The sequence below is a fragment of the Desertivirga arenae genome (assembly GCF_017355785.1).
In the GTDB taxonomy this organism is placed as follows: domain Bacteria; phylum Bacteroidota; class Bacteroidia; order Sphingobacteriales; family Sphingobacteriaceae; genus Desertivirga; species Desertivirga arenae.
In genome coordinates this window covers 598,940-618,418 of the sequence record NZ_JAFEWE010000001.1, presented here as the reverse complement: position 1 = coordinate 618,418, position 19,479 = coordinate 598,940, and the positions used below count along the sequence as shown (strand labels likewise).

At 40.3% G+C, this 19,479-nt stretch carries 18 protein-coding genes; 10 read left to right on the top strand and 8 right to left on the bottom strand.

The window, feature by feature from the left end:
- The first annotated feature begins 1 nt into the window (after position 1).
- From J4N24_RS02475 to J4N24_RS02465, 3 genes are read left to right on the top strand one after another with little or no spacing between them, the layout of a single operon-like run.
- Positions 2 to 457, top strand: coding sequence for an NUDIX domain-containing protein (locus J4N24_RS02475; protein WP_207532048.1), 456 nt, complete (start codon positions 2 to 4; stop codon positions 455 to 457).
- A 42-nt stretch (positions 458 to 499) separates the two neighbouring features.
- Positions 500 to 1,435: an EamA family transporter gene (locus J4N24_RS02470; protein ID WP_207532047.1), complete on the top strand. Its 936-nt coding sequence runs from the start codon at positions 500 to 502 to the stop codon at positions 1,433 to 1,435.
- A 24-nt stretch (positions 1,436 to 1,459) separates the two neighbouring features.
- A complete protein-coding gene (locus J4N24_RS02465; RefSeq protein WP_207532046.1) occupies positions 1,460 to 2,629 on the top strand; it encodes an MFS transporter in 1,170 nt (389 codons plus the stop codon).
- A gap of 140 nt (positions 2,630 to 2,769) precedes the next feature.
- On the opposite strand, the gene J4N24_RS02460 is transcribed toward J4N24_RS02465, so the two are convergent.
- Together J4N24_RS02460 and purB are read right to left on the bottom strand one after the other, a co-directional pair.
- Positions 2,770 to 3,321 (bottom strand): NifU family protein, encoded by a 552-nt coding sequence (locus J4N24_RS02460; protein WP_207532355.1) that lies wholly within the window; start codon positions 3,319 to 3,321, stop codon positions 2,770 to 2,772.
- A gap of 220 nt (positions 3,322 to 3,541) precedes the next feature.
- Entirely contained in the window at positions 3,542 to 4,885 is a 1,344-nt protein-coding gene (purB, locus tag J4N24_RS02455) for an adenylosuccinate lyase (protein ID WP_207532045.1), read from the bottom strand.
- 133 nt (positions 4,886 to 5,018) lie between these two features.
- Between purB and J4N24_RS02450 the strand changes: the two genes are divergently transcribed.
- Genes J4N24_RS02450 through J4N24_RS02435 form a run of 4 tightly spaced genes read left to right on the top strand, consistent with a single transcriptional unit; the run spans position 5,019 to position 11,623 of the window.
- The gene (locus J4N24_RS02450; protein WP_207532044.1) at positions 5,019 to 5,690 is read left to right on the top strand and encodes a TetR/AcrR family transcriptional regulator; all 672 of its coding nucleotides are present in this window, start codon (positions 5,019 to 5,021) and stop codon (positions 5,688 to 5,690) included.
- A gap of 4 nt (positions 5,691 to 5,694) precedes the next feature.
- The gene (locus J4N24_RS02445) at positions 5,695 to 7,038 is read left to right on the top strand and encodes a TolC family protein (protein ID WP_207532043.1); all 1,344 of its coding nucleotides are present in this window, start codon (positions 5,695 to 5,697) and stop codon (positions 7,036 to 7,038) included.
- A 20-nt stretch (positions 7,039 to 7,058) separates the two neighbouring features.
- The gene (locus J4N24_RS02440; protein WP_207532042.1) at positions 7,059 to 8,147 is read left to right on the top strand and encodes an efflux RND transporter periplasmic adaptor subunit; all 1,089 of its coding nucleotides are present in this window, start codon (positions 7,059 to 7,061) and stop codon (positions 8,145 to 8,147) included.
- A gap of 50 nt (positions 8,148 to 8,197) precedes the next feature.
- A complete protein-coding gene (locus tag J4N24_RS02435; RefSeq protein ID WP_207532041.1) occupies positions 8,198 to 11,623 on the top strand; it encodes an efflux RND transporter permease subunit in 3,426 nt (1,141 codons plus the stop codon).
- Positions 11,624 to 11,768: 145 nt separating this feature from the next.
- Here the strand turns inward: J4N24_RS02435 and J4N24_RS02430 are convergent, their stop codons facing one another.
- Both J4N24_RS02430 and J4N24_RS02425 read right to left on the bottom strand, forming a co-directional pair.
- Positions 11,769 to 11,987, bottom strand: a complete 219-nt coding sequence (locus tag J4N24_RS02430; RefSeq protein ID WP_207532040.1) for a hypothetical protein — start codon at positions 11,985 to 11,987, stop codon at positions 11,769 to 11,771.
- A gap of 543 nt (positions 11,988 to 12,530) precedes the next feature.
- Positions 12,531 to 12,752, bottom strand: a complete 222-nt coding sequence (locus tag J4N24_RS02425) for a hypothetical protein (RefSeq protein WP_207532039.1) — start codon at positions 12,750 to 12,752, stop codon at positions 12,531 to 12,533.
- 146 nt (positions 12,753 to 12,898) lie between these two features.
- Between J4N24_RS02425 and J4N24_RS02420 the strand changes: the two genes are divergently transcribed.
- Positions 12,899 to 13,468, top strand: coding sequence for an RNA polymerase sigma factor (locus J4N24_RS02420; protein WP_207532038.1), 570 nt, complete (start codon positions 12,899 to 12,901; stop codon positions 13,466 to 13,468).
- Between the two features lie 18 nt (positions 13,469 to 13,486).
- Positions 13,487 to 14,578 carry a S1C family serine protease gene (locus tag J4N24_RS02415; RefSeq protein ID WP_242691473.1) on the top strand — a complete coding sequence of 364 codons (1,092 nt, stop codon included), beginning with the start codon at positions 13,487 to 13,489 and terminating at the stop codon, positions 14,576 to 14,578.
- 109 nt (positions 14,579 to 14,687) lie between these two features.
- Here J4N24_RS02415 and J4N24_RS02410 read toward each other — a convergent pair whose 3' ends face one another.
- The 3 genes from J4N24_RS02410 to pdxH all read right to left on the bottom strand — a co-directional run bounded on the left by J4N24_RS02410 (position 14,688) and on the right by pdxH (position 17,050).
- Positions 14,688 to 15,812, bottom strand: coding sequence for an NADH-quinone oxidoreductase subunit D (locus J4N24_RS02410; RefSeq protein ID WP_207532354.1), 1,125 nt, complete (start codon positions 15,810 to 15,812; stop codon positions 14,688 to 14,690).
- Positions 15,813 to 15,899: 87 nt separating this feature from the next.
- Positions 15,900 to 16,394 carry an NADH-quinone oxidoreductase subunit C gene (locus J4N24_RS02405; RefSeq protein ID WP_207532036.1) on the bottom strand — a complete coding sequence of 165 codons (495 nt, stop codon included), beginning with the start codon at positions 16,392 to 16,394 and terminating at the stop codon, positions 15,900 to 15,902.
- A gap of 2 nt (positions 16,395 to 16,396) precedes the next feature.
- Positions 16,397 to 17,050 carry a pyridoxamine 5'-phosphate oxidase gene (pdxH, locus tag J4N24_RS02400; RefSeq protein WP_207532035.1) on the bottom strand — a complete coding sequence of 218 codons (654 nt, stop codon included), beginning with the start codon at positions 17,048 to 17,050 and terminating at the stop codon, positions 16,397 to 16,399.
- A 94-nt stretch (positions 17,051 to 17,144) separates the two neighbouring features.
- Between pdxH and J4N24_RS02395 the strand changes: the two genes are divergently transcribed.
- Entirely contained in the window at positions 17,145 to 17,708 is a 564-nt protein-coding gene (locus tag J4N24_RS02395; RefSeq protein WP_207532034.1) for a YqgE/AlgH family protein, read from the top strand.
- A gap of 17 nt (positions 17,709 to 17,725) precedes the next feature.
- On the opposite strand, the gene J4N24_RS02390 is transcribed toward J4N24_RS02395, so the two are convergent.
- Positions 17,726 to 19,327 carry a peptide chain release factor 3 gene (locus J4N24_RS02390; protein WP_207532033.1) on the bottom strand — a complete coding sequence of 534 codons (1,602 nt, stop codon included), beginning with the start codon at positions 19,325 to 19,327 and terminating at the stop codon, positions 17,726 to 17,728.
- Between the last annotated feature and the right edge of the window lie 152 nt (positions 19,328 to 19,479).

Here is a 19,479-nt window from a genome sequence, read left to right as displayed (position 1 = left end):
TATGTATCTTTTTAATGTTCGGGTTTATGGTTTGCTGTTCAATGAAGAAGGGAACGTGTTGATCAGTGACGAGGAAGAATATGGTGTACGTTTCAGTAAGTTTCCTGGTGGTGGACTGGAATATGGCGAGGGCTTAATAGAAGGACTGAAAAGAGAATTTGTGGAAGAGTGCGAAGCTGAAGTGGAGGTAGTTGAACATTTTTATACGACAGACTTCTTCTGTAAATCGGCATTCAACGAAAGCCAGATCATTAGCATTTATTACTTAGTGGTGCCCAAGAACCCCCTCCGGCTGCGGTTCAAGGAGGCAGCATTTGACTTCGATACTTATGGAGATATAAAACAATCTTTCCGCTGGAAATCTATATCTGAACTATCTCCGGATGATGTTACTTTTCCTACCGACCAGCGGGTGGTGGAGTTGCTAAAGGAAAAATGGCATAAAATTGAGAATTAAGTTGCGAAAGCCGCAAGGATTTCGTTATAATAGTATCAATACATGTCAACAAAACATACACCTGCATCAACCTCGCTTGTAGTTTTGGCTTTTGCCATTGTCTATATCGTTTGGGGTTCTACCTATTTTTTTATTCAAAAAGCCATTCACGGTTTTCCTCCGTTCATGCTTGGTGCTTTGCGTTTCGCTGCTGCAGCATTCATCATGTTATTGTGGTGTTTGTACAAAAGAGAGAAGGTATTTAAGTGGAATCAGGTGAAGCACGCACTGGTAAGCGGATTACTGTTACTGTTTGTTGGTAACGGTGCCGTAATCTGGGTGGAGCAATTTTTGCCGAGCGCACTTGTGGCTATTTTGGTTTCCTCTGCGCCGATCTGGTTTGTTGTGCTGGATAAGCCCATGTGGAAGAATAATTTAAACAGCAAAGCAACCATTCTGGGTTTATTTGTCGGATTTATCGGCGTGATCATATTGTTTTATAAGAATATGATCAGTGCTTTTTCAAATAAGGATAGTATGCTTGAGATGGGTGGAATGGCTTTACTGGTGGTTGGGGCAATGGCCTGGGCAGGAGGTTCGCTCTATTCCAAATACTATTCCACAGGAACTGCCATTGTAAACTCTGCCTGGCAAATGTTTATAGCAAGTATAGCCTTTACTTTCTGCAGTATGATACAGAATGAGGGTTCTGGCTTCAATTGGGGTACAGTTCCTGTTGATGCCTGGCTATCGATAGCCTATCTTATTGTTTTTGGTTCTATTGCGGGTTTCAGTGCCTACGTTTGGCTCTTAGAAGTACGGCCAGCTACTCAGGTAAGTACCTATGCTTATGTTAATCCGGTGGTTGCTGTGTTGCTGGGTGTGTTTTTTGCAGATGAAACAATCACTTTTTTACAGGTATTGGGACTAGGAGTTATCCTGGCCAGTGTGCTGATGATAAACCTGGCTAAGTATCGAAAACAGGCGGTCGCGCCTTAAGTTCCGCTATATTCTTTTTTATTTATGCTCTCTGAAAAGTCGTCTATATATACCTTACAATTTGCTCTTCTTTGCTTAAGTTCTTTGCTATTCTCTGCGAGTTTCAATATGTTAATTCCCGAATTGCCGGCTTATCTAAGCAGTTTGGGTGGAGCAGAGCATAAAGGGTTAATTATTGCACTTTTTACCATCACTGCCGGTATCTCAAGACCTTTCAGTGGTAAGCTGACCGATACTATAGGCAGGGTTCCGGTAATGGCTGTAGGTTCTATCGTTTGTTTTGTATGCGGTTTTCTTTATCCTGTTCTCAGTTCTGTTGCTGGTTTTCTTTTTTTAAGATTATTACACGGCTTTTCGACCGGTTTCAAACCTACGGCCACTGCTGCCTATGTAGCAGACCTGGTTCCGGTTGACAGAAGGGGAGAGGCCCTGGGAATACATGGTTTGTGTTTTTCTACCGGGATGGCCCTGGGGCCGGCTATTGGAAGTGCGATAACGCTCTACTATTCCATCAATATACTTTTCTATTGCTCTTCTGCCTTCGCCTTGCTATCAATATTGATCATTATGAACATGAAGGAAACGGTGAATGAGAAGCAAGCGTTCAAGTTCGGACTGCTAAAGATGCAGCGAAATGAGTTGGTGGAATGGAAAGTTTTTCCTGCGGCCTTTGTTACTTTTCTTTCCTATATGAGTTATGGGGCGATGCTGACCGTAGTACCAGACTGGAGTGAGCACCTGGGGATTGCGAACAAGGGTTTGTTCTTTATGACCTTTACTATTTCCTCTGTTCTTATACGCTTCGTTTCTGGAAAGGCATCGGATAAGTACGGTCGTGTTCGGGTTCTCAAAATTGCTTCAGTGGTTCTTATTGCCTCTCTCGTGATGATTGGAAAGGCTGAATCAATGTCTGCATTGCTGATTGCATCAACTATTTATGGCATTGCTACAGGTATCCTTTCGCCCGCTTACAATGCCTGGACCATTGATTTAAGTCACCCAGAGCGGAGAGGGATGGCAGTTGCGACAATGTACATAGCGCTTGAAGCGGGAATCGGCCTGGGAGCTTTCCTTGCTGGATGGTTTTATCAGGATCTTCCCGGACGTATTCCTATGGTTTTTTATGCTTCTGCCGGCTTTGTTGTGTTAAGCTTGATTTATCTGCTGTTTTATAAAAAAGAGGCTGAGTTGTAGGGGCGGTCGTGGAGCAAGTTCAGGATGAAGGAGGGGTTTAGAATGCAATAAAAAACCGGCGAAGGTTTTATCCCTCTACCGGTCTTTGTTAAATATCGATTTAGATAAAATTACTAAAAATGTTTAAAAGCAAGATAGCATTACAATGCTTCTGATACAACTTCCTGAACTTCAGGCACCATTCTTTTTAAAAGGTTCTCTATACCAGCTTTTAACGTAAATGTAGAGGAAGGGCATCCACTGCAAGATCCTCTTAATTCTACCGTTACCACTCCGTTTTCAAATGATTTATAAGAGATTGCGCCTCCGTCTTGTTCTACTGCCGGACGTACGTAATCATGCAGGATCTGCTGGATCTTTATCTCTTGTTCTGTGCCTTCAAAAGCCGGTGCTTCTTCCTGAGGGTTTTCCTGAACCTTAAGTTCTGATTCTACGGCACCTTTCACAAATTCTTTAAGGATCTGCTCGATGTCGGCCCAATCAGCCTCCTCTGTCTTGGTAATTGTAACGAAATTGCTCGCGAAGAATACACCGTTAACGAAATTGAATTTATAAAGTTCCTTTGCAAACGGCGATGTTTCAGCGCTTTCTTTGGTAGCGAAATCCACACTTCCGTTAATAAGAAGTTTGTTTACCAAAAACTTCCTGGTAGCTGGATTAGGCGTAGATTCTGTATATACATTAATGTTGATAGCCATAGTTCCTTTTTCTTGACACAACAAAATTACCAGTTAAGAGGTTTGGAATTGCCGGATAAGTAAGTTTTGACAGGTTTGTGATAATAGCAGCCATTGCACAATCCGAAGGTGAAAGTTATAGGCCATATAAACGAAAACGTTCAGAGTTATTTTCTCTGAACGTTCTTATAATTAATACTCTAAAGCCTCCTTCAGGATCCTTGCTGTTTTATGATTAAATTCCTGTATAGGACTGGGGACTTATTTTTCTGATCTCTTCTTTTACCGCTTCGTTAACGTTTAGAGTTTGGACAAATTCTGCAATGGTTTGTGCATTTACTTTAGTATTTGTGCGGGTAAGTTCCTTTAATGCTTCATAAGGATTCGGATAAGCTTCTCTTCTCAAGATCGTTTGAATTGCCTCAGCTACAACTGCCCAGTTATCTTCAAGGTCTTGCTGGATTGCGCTTTCATTAAGAAGCAGCTTATTCAAACCTCTGATCGTTGATTTAATTGCGATAAGGGTATGTGCAACAGGAACTCCAATATTCCTAAGAACGGTGGAGTCTGTTAAGTCACGTTGCAATCTTGATATAGGGAGCTTAGCTGCAAGATGCTCAAATAAAGCATTTGCAATACCTAAATTTCCTTCAGAGTTTTCAAAATCGATAGGATTCACTTTATGCGGCATAGCGGAAGAACCTACTTCTCCGGCTTTGATCTTTTGCTTAAAGTAGTTCATCGAAATATAGGTCCACATATCCCTGTCAAGGTCCATAATTATATTATTGATCCTTTTAAGAGCATCACAATGAGCAGCAAAGTTGTCGTAATGTTCTATCTGGGTGGTATATTGAGAACGGGATAAGCCAAGTCGGTTATTTACAAAGTCGTTACCAAAGCTTCTCCAGTCTATTTGAGGGTAAGCAATGAAATGAGCATTGAAATTACCTGTCGCACCGCCGAATTTTGCTGAGTAGGGAACCTGCAGTAATTGCTCCAACTGTTTTTCCAGGCGTTCTACAAATACCATTATCTCTTTCCCAAGACGGGTAGGAGATGCCGGCTGACCGTGGGTATGAGCTAAAAGAGGTATATTCTTCCAGTCTTCGGCTAATTTTTTGAGATGATCTACCAGTTCAGTAATTGCCGGGAGGTAAGATCTCTCAATGGCAAGTTTAAATGAATGAGGGATAGATGTATTGTTAATATCCTGAGAGGTTAAACCAAAGTGAATGAATTCCTTGTGTTCTGCAAGTCCGAGTGTATCGAATTGTTCTTTTATAAAATACTCTACTGCCTTAACATCGTGATTGGTAACGCTCTCGATCTCTTTAATCCTTTGTGCGTCTTCCTCTTTAAAGTTCCGGTAGATATCTCTTAAAGCTTCAAATTTTCCTGATGGAAATTCCTTTAACTGAGGGAGAGGCAATTCAACAAGTGCAATGAAGTATTCAATCTCTACATAAACCCTGAACTCAATTAAAGCAGCTTCAGAAAAATAGGAAGACAAATCCTGTGTAGTTTTTCTATAACGACCATCAACAGGCGAAATAGCATATAAAGGCGACAAATTCATACAAAAAATTAATTGGCAAAGTTACATTTTTCAGGCAGAAGGCGTACTAATTAAAATATGCCATTCTATATCTGGTGATTTTCTTGGCTGTAAAATGATTTACTGAAAGTGTGAAGTTTTTTGCGTGGAAACTTTGGATAAGAAAAAAGTTTCCATAGTTTTGGGAAGTGATTGGGAAACCGGAAGTATGGATCTTAAACAAAGAATTTTAAGCGAGGCAGAAGGCTTGTTCTGTCAGTACGGAATAAAGCGGATAACCATGGATGATATAGCAAAGCATCTGGGGATGTCCAAAAAAACAATTTATCAGCATTTCAGAGATAAGGATGAATTGGTGCATGTTCTTATTACCGAGATGCTTAACAGGCAAACCTGTACCATGGATGTTAGTTGTGAACAGGCGCCTGACGCTGTGAAAGAGATCCTAATGGTTGTAACACATTTGCAGGAGTTGTTGTCTAAGATCAACCCAATGATCTTTTATGACATGCAGAAGTATCATCCAGAAACCTGGAAAGTTTTTACAACACACCGTAATGAGTACATGCAAACCTGCATCACCAAGAACATTGAAAGGGGAATCAAAGAGGGTTTATTCAGGAAGGAAATTAACGCTGAGATAATTTCAATTATGAGAATGGATCAGGTGGATGCAGTTTTTAATCAGGTGTCTTTTGCCCCTGGAAAGTTCAACCTTTCGGAAGTAATGACAGAGATCACTGAACATTTTTTATACGGATTATGCACGCTGGAAGGTCATAAACAAGTGGAACAATACAAACAATTACATAGCGAACAATTATAGGATTATGAGAAATACCCTACTTATCACCCTCATCTTTCTGAGCAGTATTGCGATACGTGCGCAGGAAAACCCGCAGGGTAGAACGTTTAATTTTAATTTGCAGGAGTGTCTGCAATATGCTTATGAGAATCAGGATTCGATTAAGAACGCCAAGCTTGATATAGAAAGCGCCAAATACAAGGTAAAGGAAACTTTTGGAATTGGTTTGCCCCAGGTGAGTGGAAGTGCGCAGTTTCAGGACTATTTGAAGATACCTACTACGCTTATACCAGCCGAATTTTTCGGTGGGGATCCGGGTACATTCGCGCCAGTTCAGTTTGGTGTGAAATACCAGAGCAATGCAGGACTATCTGCAACCCAATTACTTTTTAATGGTAGTTATTTAGTTGGCTTAAAGGCCTCTAAGACATATAAGGAACTTAGTGAGAGAAATCTAACCAGGACAAAGATTGCTACTACAGTTGCTGTAACTAAAGCGTACTATCAGGTTCTGGTTAGCGGAGAACAAATAAGACTACTTGATGCAAATCTTGCGCAATTAGGTCAACAATTGAAGGAAACTACAGAGCTAAATAAGCAGGGATTCGTGGAAAGAATAGATCTAGACCGGTTAACTGTGAACTATAATAACTTACAAACAAGACGGGAAAATACAGTTCGTTTAGTAGAACTATCAACTCAATTGTTAAAGTTCCAGATAGGAATGCCAATAACCGACAAGCTTGAAGTTAAAGATAAGATTAATAATATAAGTCTAAATCTTGATGAGTCGCAAGCGGTAGATACTGCAGCATATAGAAATAGAATTGAATTTAATTTATTACAAACTCAAAGGAAGCTTAATGAGCTAAATGTTGAAAGATTAAAATCCGAATATTTACCTTCTCTTGCTGCTTTCGGTACTACCTCCTATAGTTTCCAGTCTGATAAATTCAGGGATCTATACGACAGAAAATTCCCAACAACCTTTGTTGGCTTGCAATTAAATGTTCCGGTTTTTGCGGGCTTTCAAAGAAAATATCAAATTAAGCAGGCGCAGATAGAGGTAAAAAAGAGTGAGAATGTCTTGAACCTAGTGAAGAACGGTTTTCTTCTGCAGCAAGAAAGTTCTCTGATTACGTTCCGAAACAGCATTAAGTCGCTAAACAATCAGAAAGCAAACATGGATTTAGCTCGAGAGGTGCTTCGGGTTTCGAAAATTAAATATCAGGAAGGAGTAGGATCTAGTATTGAAGTAACCCAAGCTCAAACAGAGTTGGAAACAGCTGAAAACAATTATATCCAGTCATTATTTGACGCTTTAGTAAGTAAAGTTGATCTTGATAACGCTTACGGACGAATTCAATAACCATTACAATTAATAGAAACATGAAAAGATTTACATATTTAATAGCAATAGCAATTATCGCAGCTTGCGGAAAATCGAAAGATCCGAAGACGCAATTAGCCGAACTTAAGAAAGAACGCGCTTCTCTTGATAGCAAAATAGCAAGCCTGGAAAAAGAAGTTGGAGGGGATAAAAAAGCACTACAGGTTACGGAAGTTTCGGTTGTAGAAGTTCAACCGGTGATCTTTAAAAGCTTTGTTGAAGTTCAGGGAAAGGTCGATGCTCAGGAAAATGTTCAGGTGAGCGCAGAGGCTCCAGGAGTGATCACAGCTATTTATGTTCGCCCTGGTCAGCAAGTGAGCAGAGGGCAAGCACTTGTTCAACTGGATGATAAAGTTGTTCGTCAGAATATTTCGCAGTTACAAACTCAATTAGAGCTTCAAACAAGCTTATTTAACCGTCAGAAGAAGCTTTGGGAGCAAAAGATCGGAACAGAAGTTCAGTATATCACTGCGAAAACTCAAAAAGAAGCAGTTGAAAAACAAATCGCAGTATTGCGCTCTCAATTAGCTATGTACCGTGTAAAATCGCCGATCTCGGGTACAGTTGATCAGATGGATTGGAAACTAGGTCAGGCTTTGAACCCTGGTTTGCCTGGACTAACTGTTGTTAATGCTAACAACCTGAAAGTGAAGGCAGAAGTAGCTGAATCCTATGCTGGAAGAGTAAATACAGGGGATGAAGTAATGGTGATCCTTCCTGACGCTCAGGACAGCTTAAGTACGAAAGTAACATTTGCTTCCAGAGTGATTGATCCTGCTTCAAGAAGTTTTGAAGTGAACGTTAAACTTCCAGCAAAAGGAAAATACAGACCTAATATGTTAGCTGTGTTAAAAATTGTCGACTTCAGATCCAACGGAGCCTTAACTGTACCTGTGAATGCTGTACAGAAATCAGAAAGTGGTGAGTTCGTTTATGTGGCTGAAGGAGGAAAGGCAAAAAGAGTGATCATCACAACGGATAAAGTTTCAGAAGGCCAGGCTTTAGTAGCAAGTGGTTTAAAGGCAGGTGATAAGGTTATCACTCTTGGATTCCAGAACCTGAATGAAGGTGATCCGGTTAAAATATAAAGCAGAATTAGTATAAAATTTACTAGCTCATCTCTCAAATCTCTTTTAAGATGAAAGACGTAATTAAAGAATTTAAGCCCTCGAGTTGGGCGATTGATAACAAGATGGCGATCTACGTCATCACTGTTATCATCACCATAATGGGTATAATAGCATATAATAATATGCCGAAGGAGAATTTTCCTGAGGTAATTATTCCCAAAATATTTGTCACTACCGTTTATCCGGGAACATCTCCCGGAAATATGGAAAGCCTGGTGACTAAGCAGATCGAAAAGGAATTAAGAGGTTTGAAAGGATTGAAAAAAATCACCTCAAACTCTTATCAGGATTTCTCTATGATCACTGCTGAGTTCAACGCTAATGTTGAAACGAAAGAAGCAAAACAACTGGTTAAGGATGCTGTAGATAAAGCCAAAGGTGACTTACCTACGGACCTCCCTAATGATCCCACCGTTTCTGACGTTAACCTTGCAGACCTTCCTATTGTATATGTAAACATTTCAGGGGATTATGATTTGAAGACCCTTAAAGAGTACGCTGATGATCTGGAAGACAGAATTGAAGGATTAAAGGAAATCTCGGGAGTAGACATCGTAGGGGCACTTGAACCTGAAATTCAGGTGAATGTAGACATGAATAAAATGGCTGCTGCTCAAGTGTCATTTACCGACATTGAGAACGCGATCAGATATGAGAATATGACGATCTCGGGGGGAACTGTTCCAATGGATGGTGTCAGACGTACATTAAATGTTAAAAAGGACTTTAAATCAGCTGAAGAAATTGGCGATATGGTTATTAAAGGTCCTACCGGAGCCTCTATTTATTTAAAAGATATAGCAGAGGTAAAGGATTCATTTAAGGAGCAGAAGAGTTATGCTAGATTATACGGCAAGAATGTAATTACGCTTAACGTAAAAAAGCGTAGTGGGGAAAACCTGATCGAGGCATCTGACAAGATCAATGCCTTGATCAAGGAAATGAAGGAAACTTCTCTTCCAAAAAATCTTCAGGTAACCTTAACAGGAGATCAGTCTGACCAGACCCGTGTAACTCTGCATGATCTGATCAATACTATTATCATTGGTTTTATCCTGGTAACAGTAATCCTGATGTTCTTTATGGGGGTAACTAATGCCTTATTCGTAGCGCTTTCGGTTCCTTTATCCATGTTTGTGGCATTCCTTACCATGCCAGCCCTTGGTTCTATAGCTGGTTTCAGTTTTACCATGAATATGGTTGTATTGTTCTCTTTCCTATTAGGACTGGGTATTGTGGTCGATGATGCCATCGTGGTAATTGAGAACACGCACCGTATCTTTGATAACGGAAAAGTGCCCATTGTGAAAGCTGCTAAGATGGCTGCGGGGGAAGTTTTCCTGCCGGTTCTTTCTGGTACGATGACAACCTTAGCTCCTTTTGTCCCATTACTGTTTTGGCCAGGTATAATAGGAAAGTTCATGTTCTTCCTTCCCACAACGCTGATCATTACATTGCTGGCGTCATTAATAGTAGCTTATATTATTAACCCTGTCTTTGCAGTCGATTTTATGCAGCCACATCACGAAGGGGAGCATAAGAAACCGACCTTTGATAAGACAGTTAAGAAAGTTCTGGTCATCTTCGGTGTCGTAGCTCTTCTAGGCTATCTGATCTCCTTCGGGTTAGGAAACTTTGTAGTATTTCTTGCACTGCTTTACCTTCTGAACCATTTTTATCTGACTGGGTTGGTGAAGCGCTTTCAGGAAAATGCCTGGCCACGTTTCCAGGACAAATATGCAAGGCTGCTCCACTGGGCTGTTGATCGTCCAAGAACTATGATCTTCGGTACTATTGGTTTGTTTATATTCACTATTGTATTGATCGGCGTCTTGCCGCCTAAAGTTGTTTTCTTCCCTGAATCTGATCCAAACTTCGTTTATGTGTACGTACAGTTACCGGTAGGTACTGATCAGGCTTATACCAATGAGGTTGTTAAAAAGGTTGAAGACAGGGTAACTAAGGTAGTTGGTAGAGATAACAAGATCGTTTCTTCCATTATCTCCAATGTAACTGTTGGGGTAACAGATCCGCAGGATGAAGATCAGGGTGAGTACACCAATAAGGGTAAGGTAACTGTTGCCTTTGTCGAATTTGGAAAACGCCACGGCGAAAGTTCAGCGATATATCTCGATAAGATAAGAAATGCGGTTAAAGGTATTCCAGGAGCGCAGATTTCGGTAACGAAAGAGCAATCAGGACCTCCAACAGCAAAACCAATCTCTATAGAGATAACCAGTGATAATCTGGATTCCATCGTAAGAACTGCTGATAGGTTGAAAAAATATCTCGACGCAAAGCAAATTGCAGGTGTTGAGGAATTGAGATCTGACTTCCAGAATAACAAGCCCGAGATCTTATTTGACATTGACCGTGAGAGAGCCAATCGTGAAGGAATTTCTACAGGACAGATTGGTAAAGATCTTCGTACAGCTATATATGGAATGGAGGCTTCTAAGTTCCGTGATGATGATGAAGATTACGAGATCAATGTAAGGGCTCAGGAAGACCAGCGTAATAATTTGCAGTCTATCCGCAATATGAAGGTTACTTACCGCGATATGGCCATGGGCGGAATGATACGTCAGGTACCCATGTCATCTTTTGCTGATATCGACTATGTAAATACTTACGGTGGTATTAAGCGCAAACAGCAGAAGCGAATTATTATTCTTTCATCTAACGTACTAGGTGATTATAATCCAAACGAGGTTGTAGCGGCAGTTCAAACTGAGATAGATCAATTTAAAGCTCCTGATGGGGTAATGATCAAGATGGCAGGAGAGCAGGAAGAGCAAATGGAAACAGCTAACTTCCTGGGAGGAGCTTTAATGACAGCCTTCGGATTAATCCTAATTATCCTTGTACTTCAATTTAACTCGATCAGTAAACCACTTATTATTCTGAGCGAGGTATTATTCAGTGTTATTGGTGTGTTCCTTGGTATAACTATCTTCCGGATGGAAATGTCAATCGTTATGTCTGGAGTAGGTATTATCGCTCTTGCTGGTATTGTTGTTCGTAATGGTATCCTGCTAGTAGAGTTTACCGATCTGATGGTCCAGCAGGGAATGTCTGTGAAAGATGCTGTAATTGAAGCGGGACGTACTCGTATGACTCCTGTATTGCTTACAGCAACTGCAACTATCCTTGGTTTGATTCCATTAGCAGTTGGGTTGAATATGGATTTCGCTAAGCTTTTCAGTGAATTTAATCCACACCTTTACTTCGGAGGAGACAACGTTGCTTTCTGGGGGCCATTATCCTGGACCATGATCTTCGGTTTGGTGTTTGGTACATTCCTTACATTGGTATTGGTTCCATGTATGTACCTGATTGCAGATACTAATTCCAAAAGGGTTAAGAGGTTCTTTGGAAAGAAGCCCGTAGTTGAGTATCATAAAGAAGAATTGATAGTAGAAGAAAAGCATTAAGATTCTTTGTTAAAAGAGATGGGCCTGCAAATTTAGTTTTGCAGGCCCTTCTCTTTTTGCTGAGGTTTAGGAATTATCCTTTATAAATAAAAAAATCTGCTCAGGAAGTCCTGAGCAGATTTTTTTATTTTCCTTTTAATTCGGATTAGTGAGCTGGAGTAGCAGCTGAGTCAGTCGCAACTGAATCAGTAGTAGCAGCAGCAGTATCCACAGCAGCTGAATCAGTAGTTAATGAAGTATCAACAGCAGCAGAATCAACAGCAGTTGAATCACCTTCACCACCTGATTTATTTGAACCACCACAAGCAGCAACTGATAAAGAGATAGCTAAAGCAAGGAATCCGAATTTGAATAAATTTTTCATTTTTTTGAGGTTAAGCTTAACGATTAAACAAATAATATTTAACCTTAATACTATTATCTCAAGAAGGTAACCTGGGTTCTGGTGATTTTTTTAAAAAAGATTTATTGTCCTCGAATAAAGCCTTTCGGAGATCTATTGCATAAAGCTAAGTTCTAACCTTATTTAGATTGTTCTGATGCCTGAAGTTTAACTGCTTGCGGTCCCTACCTTTTCCTAGCTTAATTAATAAGTAGACTAAGCATTATGTATGAAGTATATACGGGTAAAACTAGCGGAATATCGCTATAAGATCGCTATAAAGTCGCTGTAAGGTCGCTATAAGGGTTGAGTGATTTAAAGCCAATGGAAGCGATAGAAAAGGTATTGCTTCTATAGTGATAAATAAAGGTACGATAAATATCTGGACTTAAACTATTTGAGTTTCTACAACGATCGAAATATTTACTTTGATATCAGTAAACTGGTCGAATGTAAAATGAGTGAGAAAGGCATAAAAAAACCGCCAGATATTATCTGGCGGTCTTTATTCCGTTAAATCGGATCTTAGTGAGCAGCTGGAGCAGCAGCTGAATCAGTAGTTGCAGCAGCAGCAGTGTCAGCAGCAGCAGTGTCAGCAGCAGCAGTATCAGTAGCTAATGAAGTATCAACAGCAGCTGAATCAACAGCAGTTGAATCAGAAGCACCTTCTGACTTGTTAGAAGAACAAGCAGCAACTGATAAAGAGATAGCTAAAGCAACGAATCCGAATTTGAATAAATTTTTCATTTTTTTGGGGTCAAGTTTAATGATTAAACAAATAATATTTAACCTTAATACCAGGTCACCAAAAAAGTAACCCAACTTTTAATAAAATAATTATTTTTTTTTTTACTTATCATTGGGTTACAATTAACACAATAGCGTATTAAATAGTGAGCAAAGAGATAAAGAGGTCTGTACCAACGGATAGTGAAGTAATATTGGGTATCCTTAATGGCTCAAAAGACGTCCTCGAAAAAGTTTACAAGGCATATTTTCCGATGATATTGCAGATGATTGTAATGAATAACGGAAATGAAGATGATGCAAAAGACATATTTCAGGAGTCGGTATTAGTTCTTTATGATAAAGTAAAAAGCGGAAACTTTGAACTGAACAGCAAGCTTAAAACGTTTATCTATTCAGTATGCCGGAGATTATGGTTGAAGCGCCTGAGTCAGCTTAGTCGCAATGCCGGAAACGTTAAAGATTTCGAAGACGTTTTGCCGGTTGAACAGGATCTTGAGAAGCATGAAGAAAGGGATAAACAGTTCAAACAAATGGAGAAGGCGCTCGTTCATCTCGGGGAACCGTGCAAAACTATTATAGAAGACTTTTACATTCACAATAAGTCTATGCAGGAGATTTGTGAAAAGTTTGGTTATACGAACGCAGATAATGCAAAGAACCAAAAGTACAAGTGTCTGCAACGTTTGAAGAAGATATTTTTTCAAGCTGATTAACGCTATTAAAAAATGAAAATGACAGAACAAATTGAGGCTTACTTAAGGGGAGAGATGACAGAGAGGGAAAAAGCCGAGTTTGAACAACTAAGAGCAGTAGATCCTTTGTTAGATCAGCAGGTAGTCGCTCATCAAACATTCATTGAGCAGCTGAAAGATTATGGTAATAAGCACAGGCTGATCTCTGATATGAATGCCATTCATGAAACCCTTGATATGCGGGCAATTAAGGAAGAAGTTCTTCCGAAGTCTATGATCGTTCGCAAATTATGGGATAAATATAGAATGAATGCGGCTGTTGCTGCTTCTGTAGCTTTGCTGGCAGTTTTCAGTACCTTATTCTCTACTGGTTATTTTTCTAAGCGTAATGCTCTTGTATCAGGGTATAATGCTCTCCGCAGAGAGATGAGCAAAGAAGTTGATCGCAAGATCCAGCGTTCCAAAAAAGAGCTAATGCAAAATATTAAGGCTCATTCCATGCAGGGCCCTGTTAATCCTGGCGAATATAGCGGAACAGGGTTTGCTTTAACGACCAGTGGTTATATCGTAACCAATAATCATGTGATTGAAGGCGCTGATTCAATTTATATCCAGGATAACAGCGGTAATTCTTTTAAAGCAAGAAAAGTATATGCACAACCTCAGTACGATATTGCTGTTCTTCAGATCATAGATAAAAACTTCTCATCCTTAAAGTCTCTACCATACACCTTTAAGAGATCAACAGCTGATCTGGGAGAGAATGTATTTACTTTAGGGTTTCCTCGTGAAGATTATGTACTCGGTACTGGTTATGTAAGTTCGAGAACCGGGTATAAAGGTGATACTGTTCAATATCAAATTGATATTCCGGTTAATAGCGGTAACAGTGGCAGTCCCTTACTGGATACAAAAGGAAATGTTTTAGGGGTTATCAGTGGTAAAGAAAATAACGTAGACGGAGCTTCTTTCGCTGTAAAATCCAAGTATCTGATAGAGGCATTAGATGAGGCACCTCAGGAGGTGAAAGATGATCTGATCCTAAGTAATAAAAATTCACTTTCGGGCCTAAGTCGTAAAGATCAGATCAAGAAGATCAAGGACTACGTATTCATGGTGAAAGTATATTAATAGAAATACAAGGTGGTTATATATCTGAAAGCCTTTCTGTGATTACAGAAAGGCTTTCTCTTTTTATAAGTTTTTGCTGCTGCGTTCTCTTATTAGTGATCTGTGCCGCTTATCTGTCAAGTTCACCTAAAACAATATCTATTGAACCGATAATGGCAATTAAATCTGCTATTAGAATGCCTCTTGAAATCTCGGAGATAACGTGAAGGTTGTTGAAGCTAGGTCCGCGAGCTTTAACCCTTTTAGGGATCTCAGATTTACCATCAGTAATAAAATAATAACCGAGTTCGCCCCTTGGACTCTCTGCACGTAAGTAGTAGTCCTGCGCTTTGGGAATTATCTTTTTAGGGAGTTTTGCCCTTGGATCAAAATCAGTAGTTCTTTTAAGATCTTTCATCAAGCGTTCAAGGCATTGTTCGATCATCTTTACAGACTCTTCAATTTCATCCACCCTTACCTTGAACCTATCCCAGCAATCGCCAGTGGTACCCATTTCTCCTTTTCCAATTGGTATCTCAAAATCCAATTCAGGATATGCGGAGTATTCGTCAACCCGCCTTAAATCCCATTTCAGACCAGAAGCCCTGAGCATTGGGCCAGAACAGCCATAGTTGATGGCTACATCCAGAGGCAGTATACCAACATTTGCAGTACGGGAAATAAAGATCTGATTCTCTGTCAAGAGTTCATTCAGCTCTTTCATTTTCGGCTTAAAGTAGTCAATAAACTCCTTGCAACGCTCTTCGAACCCCACGGGCAAGTCGTAGTATAAGCCTCCTACCCAGATATAGTTATAAAGCATGCGCGACCCAGAGGCCCACTCTAGCATATTCATTATATGTTCCCTGTCTCTGAAACACCATAAGAAGGGAGTAAACGCTCCGATATCAATACCGTAAGTACCAAGTGCGATCAGGTGAGAACCGATTCGGTTCAGTTCACAAACCAGGACCCTTATATATTCAATACGTTTTGGGATTTCTTTGTCAATTCCCAGCATACGTTCAACCCCCATCACCCAAGCGTGACTATTATTCATGGATGCGAGGTAGTCCATGCGGTCGGCAAAGGGAATGGTCTGTTGATACGTCAGGTTTTCTGCGTGTTTTTCGAAACAACGGTGTAAATAACCAACATGTGGGATAACTTCTTTTACAATTTCTCCGTCTGTAATTAGTTCTAGCCGTAATACCCCATGTGTTGAAGGGTGCTGCGGCCCCATGTTGAGTATCATTTCGGTAGATTCAGCTTCCGAAATGAGCTTCTCGTAATGAGTTTTATATGGAGTATTTGAATTTGCTTCCAATAGATTCCCCCTTTATCAGACTTTAATTCCGTGATAATATTCCTGTGCCTTGTAGTCTTTCCTCAAGGGATAGCCCTCCCAGTCGTCGGGCAAAAGAATACGGCGTAGATCAGGATGGCTTTCAAAATGAATACCAACGAGATCAAACGCCTCCCGCTCATGCCAGTCGGCAGTTCTCCACACCTGATTTACCGAGGGAAAGGAGGGGAGCTCCTCGCGGCTGCGATCATGGTACTTTTTAACTTTCAACGTGAGCTGGGTTTTGTAAGGCAAAGAACTCAAGTGATAAACAACGCCGAACATATTCTCCTCAATTCCATAATCTACCCCTGAAAGGCATGCAAGAAAGTCAAAATAAGTGTTCTCGTTGTCGCGTAGCTCAAGGCAAACTTCGGCAATACGATCATGATGTATAATTAAAGCAGGTTGTAAGCCGGTGAGCTCTTCTCCCACAATCACCTCCTCTCCGAACTTCCTGATCAGAAGTGCTTTTATTTCATTGAAAGACATAGTTATGGTGCTAGTCGTACTATCTTCCAGTTGTTTTTATCGGCTTTTTTATAAACGATCCTGTCGTGTAAACGGGCTTCGCCTCCCTGCCAGAACTCTACTACCTGAGGCTTGAGTATATAACCGCCCCAATGAGAAGGTTTTGGGATCTCTTTGCCCTGGTATTCCTTTTCTAACTTCTGAAGTTTATCCAGTAAAAGCTGTTTGCTTTGTATTTCCTGGCTTTGCTGAGAAACTATAGCGCCGAGTTGGCTTTGTACAGGTCGTACGTGGAAGTATTGCTCAGATTCCTCTTTACTTACCTTTTCCAATACGCCTTCAATTCGAACTTGTCGTTCTAGTTCTCCCCAGAAAAATAAGATGGCTCCATTCGGATTTCTTGAAATTTCTTTACCCTTCCGACTTAAGTAATTGGTGTAAAAAGTAAATCCATTTTTATCAAAGCCTTTCAAAAGCATCACCCTAATAGATGGTTTCCCATCGGGCGTGGAGGTAGCCAATGTCATTGCATTTGGCTCAAAAATTCCTGCATCCATTGCCTCCGCGAACCAGTTGGAAAACTGACTAATAGGATCGGGAGCAACTGATTTTTCAGACAGGGTTGCAGCCTTATATTCCTGCCGCAAATTCTGAATAGTTTCTTTACTTAAAGCCATGGTATTGCAAACTTACACATTGCAAAATTTTTAACACCATATCCGTCTCAAATCATTGTAAAAACATATCTTGGAAAGACATTGTTATCGAGATATGATAAATTCAGTAGCACCACAATCAGGAAGTTTGCTGCTTTCTGAACCTTTTATGTTAGATCCAAATTTTAAAAGGTCTGTAGTTTTAATTGCAGAACACAACGATGATGGTACTGTAGGCTATGTGATGAATCAGAAAAGCGGATATTACCTTCAGGATTTAATACCTGAGCTTCCTAATGCTTCATTTCCTGTTTATGTTGGAGGTCCGGTGGGCAATGATACGCTCCATTTTATTCATCGTTGTAACGATAAGATGCATAGCGGAGCGGAAATAGGGAAGGGAATTTTCTGGGGAGGTAACTTTGAAACTTTAAAACTTCTGATTGCTAATAACGAGGTAGAAGAAGCTGAGGTGAGGTTTTTTTTAGGCTATTCAGGCTGGGATCTGGGGCAGCTTGATAAGGAATTGAAGCAGAATTCGTGGTTGGTTACTAATAACTACGATTCTCAGTTTCTTTTCGATGACGAGCACGATAACCTATGGAAAAATGTGATCCTGGGTTTGGGACCCAAATATGCACATATCGTTAATTTTCCTGAGAATCCACAATGGAACTAGAAAGGAAGGATAGTTTTCTATCCTTCCAGGTCTTTCTTGTTGAACTCAGAAGTTTTATGGAATTCAACGTCAGGAAAATCTCTTATTGCAGTATTAATCGCCCAATCATTGTCGGCAAGGAATACAATATTACCGTCTTTATCATAAGCAATATTTGAAGCCCTTCTATAAACAATCTCTTCTAACTGCTTTTTGTTGGTTGAGGTGATCCAGCTTGAACGTTTATAGTTCAGAGGTCTGAAGGCACATTTAGCTCCATACTCGTGCTCCAACCTGAAGCTAATCACCTCAAACTGGAGTTCTCCTACTGTCCCGATGATCTTTCTATTTCCTGGCTGCTGGATAAACAACTGAGCTACGCCTTCTTCAGTAAGCTGCTGGATACCTTTTTCCAATTGCTTTGTCTTCATTGGATCCCGATTTTCCACTTCTTTAAAGATCTCTGGTGAGAAGCTTGGGATTCCTTTGAACTGAAGTTTTTCACCTTCTGTTAATGTATCACCTATTTTAAAGTTCCCGCTATCGTAGAGACCCACTACATCTCCGGGCCATGCCTGCTCGACAAGGCTTTTTTCATTGGCCATAAAGTCCATCGGATTGGCAAATTTTAACTTTTTGTCCAAGCGGGTATGGTAGTAGAATTTATTACGTTCGAACTTGCCAGAACTGATCCTTAAAAAAGCAATCCTGTCACGGTGATTGGGGTCAAGGTTAGCGTGGATTTTAAAGATAAAGCCAGAGAAATTTTTCTCTGTGGCCACCACAGTTCTTTGTTCAGCATCGCGGCTTGTAGGGCTAGGTGCAATATCAATAAATGTGTCAAGGATCTCTCGAATACCGAAATTATTGATCGCACTACCGAAGAAGATGGGGGCCAGCAAGCCGTCGAGATAAAGACTTTTGTCGAGCGGACCGTAAATGCCTTCTACCAGTTCAAGATCTTCTTTAAGTTTTGCTAAAGCCTTCTCTTGCAGATGCTCTTTCAATACCTCGTCTTCAAGGTCCTTTACCTGTATTACAGGTTCCGTTACCTTACTTTTATCAAGCTCAAACAAATTTAGCTGATTATCGAAAATATTGTAAACGCCCTTGAACGTATAACCCTGGCCAATTGGCCATGATTGAGGACAAACACTGATCTTTAAGGTGCTTTCCAGCTCATCCAGCAAATCAAAGGGGTCTTTACCCTCACGGTCCAATTTATTAATAAAAATAATTACGGGCGTGCTGCGCATACGGCAGACCTCCATTAATTTCTTTGTCTGTTCCTCAACCCCCTTTACACTATCGACCACCAGAATAACGCTATCGACCGCGGATAGAGTACGATAGGTGTCTTCAGCAAAGTCTTTGTGCCCCGGTGTATCAAGAATGTTAATCCGTTTTCCCTTGTACTCGAAACCCATTACGGATGTAGCAACTGAAATACCTCTTTGCTTCTCGATCTCCATAAAGTCGGATGTAGTATTCTGATTTGCCTTGTTCCTTTTAATTGCGCCTGCAGTATTGATAGCACCACCAAACAACAGGAATTTCTCTGTTAAGGTAGTTTTGCCAGCATCGGGGTGACTGATGATCGCAAAGGTTTTTCTTTTTTCTATTTCGGGATGAGTACTCATAATATTTCTTAATACGCCAAAAGCGCAATGGTATTATCAATAAAATTCAAGGCTTTAGAAGAAAAGTATGGAAATTAGGTATGTAAGCGGGCTTTTCTTCATTTTGCTTGCAAAGGTAAGAATAAAGTGGAAATGTAGAGGGCTATAAATGA